Source organism: Brasilonema angustatum (assembly GCF_059505445.1).
Map to the genome: position 1 here is coordinate 1 of NZ_JCACKO010000003.1, position 5105 is coordinate 5105.

Genomic DNA, 5105 nt, shown 5'->3' on the forward strand with positions numbered 1-5105 from the left:
TGGCGGAGAAAATAATTCTAGACGTACCCAGTTCCTGAAACGTATACTAGAATTTTGTGATTTGAATCATAATGTGGGAAAAATTTTGAACCATAAATTGAGAAAAAGTTAACGCAATTTCGTGCTTTTGCGGCAATCACAACAGAAAACTTTGCATCAAATCATGAGAGAGAGTTGAAATCCTAAAGCATAATTAGAGAATGAGTTTAAAAAACACTTTCGGACAAAACTTGCACAAAAAATCCTTGAAAAAATCGCCCACTTATAAACTTTTAATTCAAAATATGGTTCAAAATTCCAAGATATGCTTCACTTAAAACCATGACCCCGTAGTTTTGTATTGCGTACTGAAAGCCTAAAACCGCCTCCTGGCATAGAGAAACACTCTTGACGAGGATGAAAAACTCTCATGACAGACGACGAATTTGATTATTGGTGTAAGCAACAGCAACTAACGGCATCTTGCAAAGATTTAATTGCCGCAATTCGAGCTGCCCCACCTTCACGGAGAGTACAAGGACGCGCCAAGAACGTTAGTGGAGTTTACCCTAGCCGCAAAATGGGTCAAACCATCCAATTTGAAAGCCACACCGTAGAACTGTGGGCAATATATCAAATGGAACACTCCCCAGACGTATTAGAGTTTTACGACCAGCCACCTCCGTTCAAAATCCAGTACCACAACAAAACAGGACGAAAAATAGGTCATTACCATACTCCAGACTTCTTCGTACTGCGTCCAAGTGGTGCAACCTGGGAAGAATGGAAAACCGAAACCGAATTAAAACGACTAGCCCAAAAATATCCTTCACGCTACCAAAAAACTGAAACTGGTCATTGGCATTGCCCACCAGGAGAAGCTTACGCTGAATCATTTGGACTCAAATACCACGTCCGCACCGATACCGAATTAAATCCCATATTCACCCAGAACCTAATGTTTTTAGAAGACTACTTTAGGTTCACCGCCAATATCCCTCACTCCATTACAGAACAAATCAAAGCAGCAGTTCAAACCACCCCAGGAACAACCATAGCCGCTACACTTGCATCCATACCTGGAGTACGTGCCAACGATATCTACGCCATGATTGCAAAAGAGCAACTCTACGTAGACTTGTATGCAGTTCCCCTAGTGGAACATTGGCTCGTTCAGCTATGGGCAGACCAACAAACTCATGCTGCTCATACACATTTAGCGATAGGGACAACTCTTAATCATCAAAAAATCACCTCACCCACAACACTCTTGCCTAACACTTTATTAGTCTGGGACTCACAACTTTGGACTTTAGTTAACTTGGGCGAGACAACAACCACACTGTTACCCGAAGTTGGGCAACCAATGCAATTGCCCACAGCATTTTTTCTGCAATTATTCGACAGTGGCACTATCAACATTCAAACTTCAGAAACACACGCAACCATCAATTCTAGAGTACATGAATTGATGGTTGCCGCCTCGCCTGCTGACCTACAAACAGCCAATCGCAGATTTCATTTAGTACAAGCATATTTCCAGCGTCACACAGAGATATATCAGGATATATCTCCTAGCACATTATCCCGATGGGTCAAACAGTTTCGTGAAGCTGAAGCACATGTAGGCTGTGGTTATGTTGGTTTGCTCCCACGTACCTCTAGTAGAGGAAATCGCCAACCCAAAGCACCAACAGATGCAAGCATTTTATTAGATAAATTTATTACCGAACATTACGAGACACCAAGACAAGCGCCAGGGGCTTCAGTTTATCGTGCATATACAAAAGCGTGCTGTTCCGCCAACATTCAACCACTCAGTCAGCGCACATTTTATACTCGGCTAAAAAAGCGTCCCACTCATGAGCAGACTTTAAAACGCCAAGGAGCAAAAGCTGCATACGCAACAGAACCGATTGTATTAGAACTAGCTAAAACTACACCCCGGCATGGAGACAGACCTTTTGCTATCTGCCATCTTGACCACACCCAACTCGACATCCAATTACGCTCCTTCGCTTCTGGTCGGAACTTAGGACGACCTTGGCTGACCTTACTAATTGATGCCTACTCCCGACGCATCTTAGCAGTTTATCTCACCTTTGACCCACCCAGTTACAGGTCTTGCATGATGGCACTACGGTTGTGCGTCCAGCGTTTTGGTCGTTTTCCCCAATCCGTAGTTGTAGATGGAGGCAAGGAATTTCATAGCGTTTACTTTGACACCTTATTAGCACGCTACCACTGCATTAAAAAGACAAGACCCGGTGGTAAACCCCGTTTTGGGTCAGTAGTTGAGCGATTATTCGGCACAACCAATACTGAATTTCTCTTTAACTTACTGGGCAACACCCAAGCCAGTAAGCAGCCGCGTCAATTGACCAAAGTTGTTGACCCCAAACAGCTTGCCGTGTGGACATTGGTAGATTTACATACCTACCTGACCGAGTGGGCATACACCATTTATGACACGAGCGTACATAATTCCTTGGGTGAGACACCATTACAAGTTTATACCGACGCAATGGCTGCCACAGGGGAGAGGGAACACCGACGCATTGCCTATGACGAAGACTTTCTCATGGCAACACGCCCTAGTACACCCAAAGGCAACGCTTTAGTTCAGCCGGGACAGGGAATTAAAGTTAATTATCTCTATTACTGGAATGATGCTTTGCGCAGTCCGGTTGTCGAAAAGACCAAAGTCAATGTGCGCTATGACCCTTTTGATATGGGTGTAGCTTATGCGTACCTGGAGGGAAGATGGGTCAAATGTATCTCCCAGTATTACAGCACCTTTGCCGGACGCACGGAGAAACAAGTGCTGTTAGCTGCCCAAGAAATCAGACAACAAGATAAGCGTAATGCTGTGAGTACAAATATCTCTGCCAAACGCCTCGCCGACTTCATCGCGGCGGTGCAAGAACATGAAACCTTGCTCATGCAACGCTTACGGGATTTGGAAGCGGTTGGGGTCTTGGAGAATTTAACACCCAAAAACTCAGGTGTACCTCCTTTCTCCCCAGTCAGCACTCTTGAGCCGGAGATGGAAGCACACACTACTGATGAGGAATTTGAGCCAGCACTGCCTCAAAATGTTGAACTGTTGGATGTCACACGACTGCCGATACTAGGGGAATACCGTTAATGGACAATTTGGAGAGCGCTCATCAAAGCGACGAAATGCAGTCGAAACTTACCCAGTTTAAGGAGTATGCAGTTTTACATCCCCAATTAGCACGGGTAGATATGCTGTTGATGCGTGCGATTCGAGAACCCGCCGGATTTGCTCATGTGTTGGTGTATGGGCCAAGCGGTGTGGGCAAGACCACGATGATTCAGCAGATTGCTAAACGATTAAATGAGAATTTACCCGAACACTTACCCGGTGTTTCCAATTCCTTAAGTTATCGTAACGGCAGTCAGCCCCCAATACCGTTATTGTTGTTAGAAACACGACCACCGGACGGTGGGGTGTTTAATCGGGCAGATTATTACCGCACTGCGCTGAAATTTTTGGGAGAACCATTCTATGAGCGGCGGATGCTGATAGATATTGACGCGGAGCAAACCTGGGAGAAGAAAGGACGTGGGCGTACTAAAACAGCACAGTTTAATGATTCACCAGAACTGCGCCATGCATTAGAAGAAGCGATGACCAAACGTGGAGTGCGGGCAGTGATTCTGGATGAAGCACAGCACTTAATGAAGATTGGAACTGGTGCCAGTGCTGGTAAACTTCTAGACCAATTGGACTGGATTAAGTCCATGACCAACGTTACGGGTGTGCTACACATTCTCATTGGGACTTATGAACTGCTCAATTTCCGCAATTTAAGCGGTCAAGCATCCCGGCGGGGACTAGATATCCATTTTCCGCGTTATTTGTATCAAAATGAACAAGACCGCCAAGACTTTCAAGCCGCATTATTGGCACTGCTGATGCAAGTACCTATGAATGTTGATGTTCCGCAGTTAATGCAGCATTGGCTTTACTTTTATGAGCGTTCCATTGGTTGTGTTGGGGTACTCAAGGACTGGCTTATCCGGGCTGTGGCGGCGGCATTGCATGATGGCCACGATACTCTGAGTTTAGAACGGTTGCATGAACATACGCTCTCCCTTGCCCAGTGTGAACGCATGGCATTGGATACTACTGAGGGTGAACAAAAACTCTCTTACATGGAAAGTCGCCGTGAACATTTGTGGCATTTGCTACAGATAGGCATGGGTTCGACATCTGTACCAAAAACTGCGGTGGATTTATCCAAGGGGGCTAATGATGTGGTTGCATCGCCCCCAAAATCTTCAAAATCATCATCTCAAACCAAGCGAACTCGTAAAAAGCCCGTCAGTTCTACGATAGATGAAACGGCTTCTGCAACACCAGATGAAACTTGTATAGAGCCACCCCCAAAGAAAAAACAAACTCGTAAGAAAACCAAACAAGCTGATTCTCTAATTAGTGAAACTCCACTTGAAACAAATATTACCCCTAGTCCCACGGACGAACAGAAGAAAATTGATGAAACCGCAACTCAACAGGAAATGCTGAAAACATCTAAAAAGTCTTCGGGGCGTGTCGGACAACGCAAACCCAAACGAGATACTGTAGGACAACAGTGAACATCAAAAAATTAATCAGATGGGAAACAGAGCAGTTAAATGCTCCTATGCACCGTGTAATATATGGAAAGTTCTTCCCTCAGTACCTTCTTCAATTACACCTCACCCGTGTAATACTTGGTTGAAGGTTGTTTTTAACCATCTCTTCTAAATAATCCGCTCTGGTCATCCTCATACATTCAGCCACAATACCCAAAGCCTTCCAGGTTTCATCAGTCAATCTCAAAGAGCGTACTTGACGGTAATCATTGTTTTTGAGCGCAAACTTCCCCTGAATTTCCCGCTTCAGCATAAACTTTCCATGTAATACACGGTTAGTTTACCCGTATCCGTGTATTACATCGAAGATGTATTCTACTTTGATTCTGATTTTTGAAGCATAAAATGGTTAACTCTTTTTGAAGCATATCTTGAGCTAAAAGTTTATTTTATGATTCAAATCACAAATTTGCTCAATCCAATCAACTAAATATACGTTTAGCTTACTATCCGCCATATCA

Annotated in this window: 2 protein-coding genes and 1 pseudogene; 2 read left to right on the forward strand and 1 reads right to left on the reverse strand. The window is 44.3% G+C overall.

The annotated features are described in order from the left end of the window. The first annotated feature begins 409 nt into the window (after positions 1-409). Together AC5JM2_RS00405 and AC5JM2_RS00410 are read left to right on the forward strand one after the other, a co-directional pair. Positions 410-3127, forward strand: coding sequence for a TnsB C-terminal domain-containing protein (locus AC5JM2_RS00405; RefSeq protein ID WP_495832944.1), 2718 nt, complete (start codon positions 410-412; stop codon positions 3125-3127). After that, positions 3127-4605: an ATP-binding protein gene (locus AC5JM2_RS00410; protein ID WP_495832945.1), complete on the forward strand. Its 1479-nt coding sequence runs from the start codon at positions 3127-3129 to the stop codon at positions 4603-4605. Before AC5JM2_RS00405 ends, AC5JM2_RS00410 begins: the two co-directional genes overlap by 1 nt. A 106-nt stretch (positions 4606-4711) precedes the next feature. Here the strand turns inward: AC5JM2_RS00410 and AC5JM2_RS00415 are convergent. Beyond that, positions 4712-4897, reverse strand: a pseudogene (locus AC5JM2_RS00415) (hypothetical protein); the annotation flags it as partial. Positions 4898-5105 lie beyond the last annotated feature (208 nt).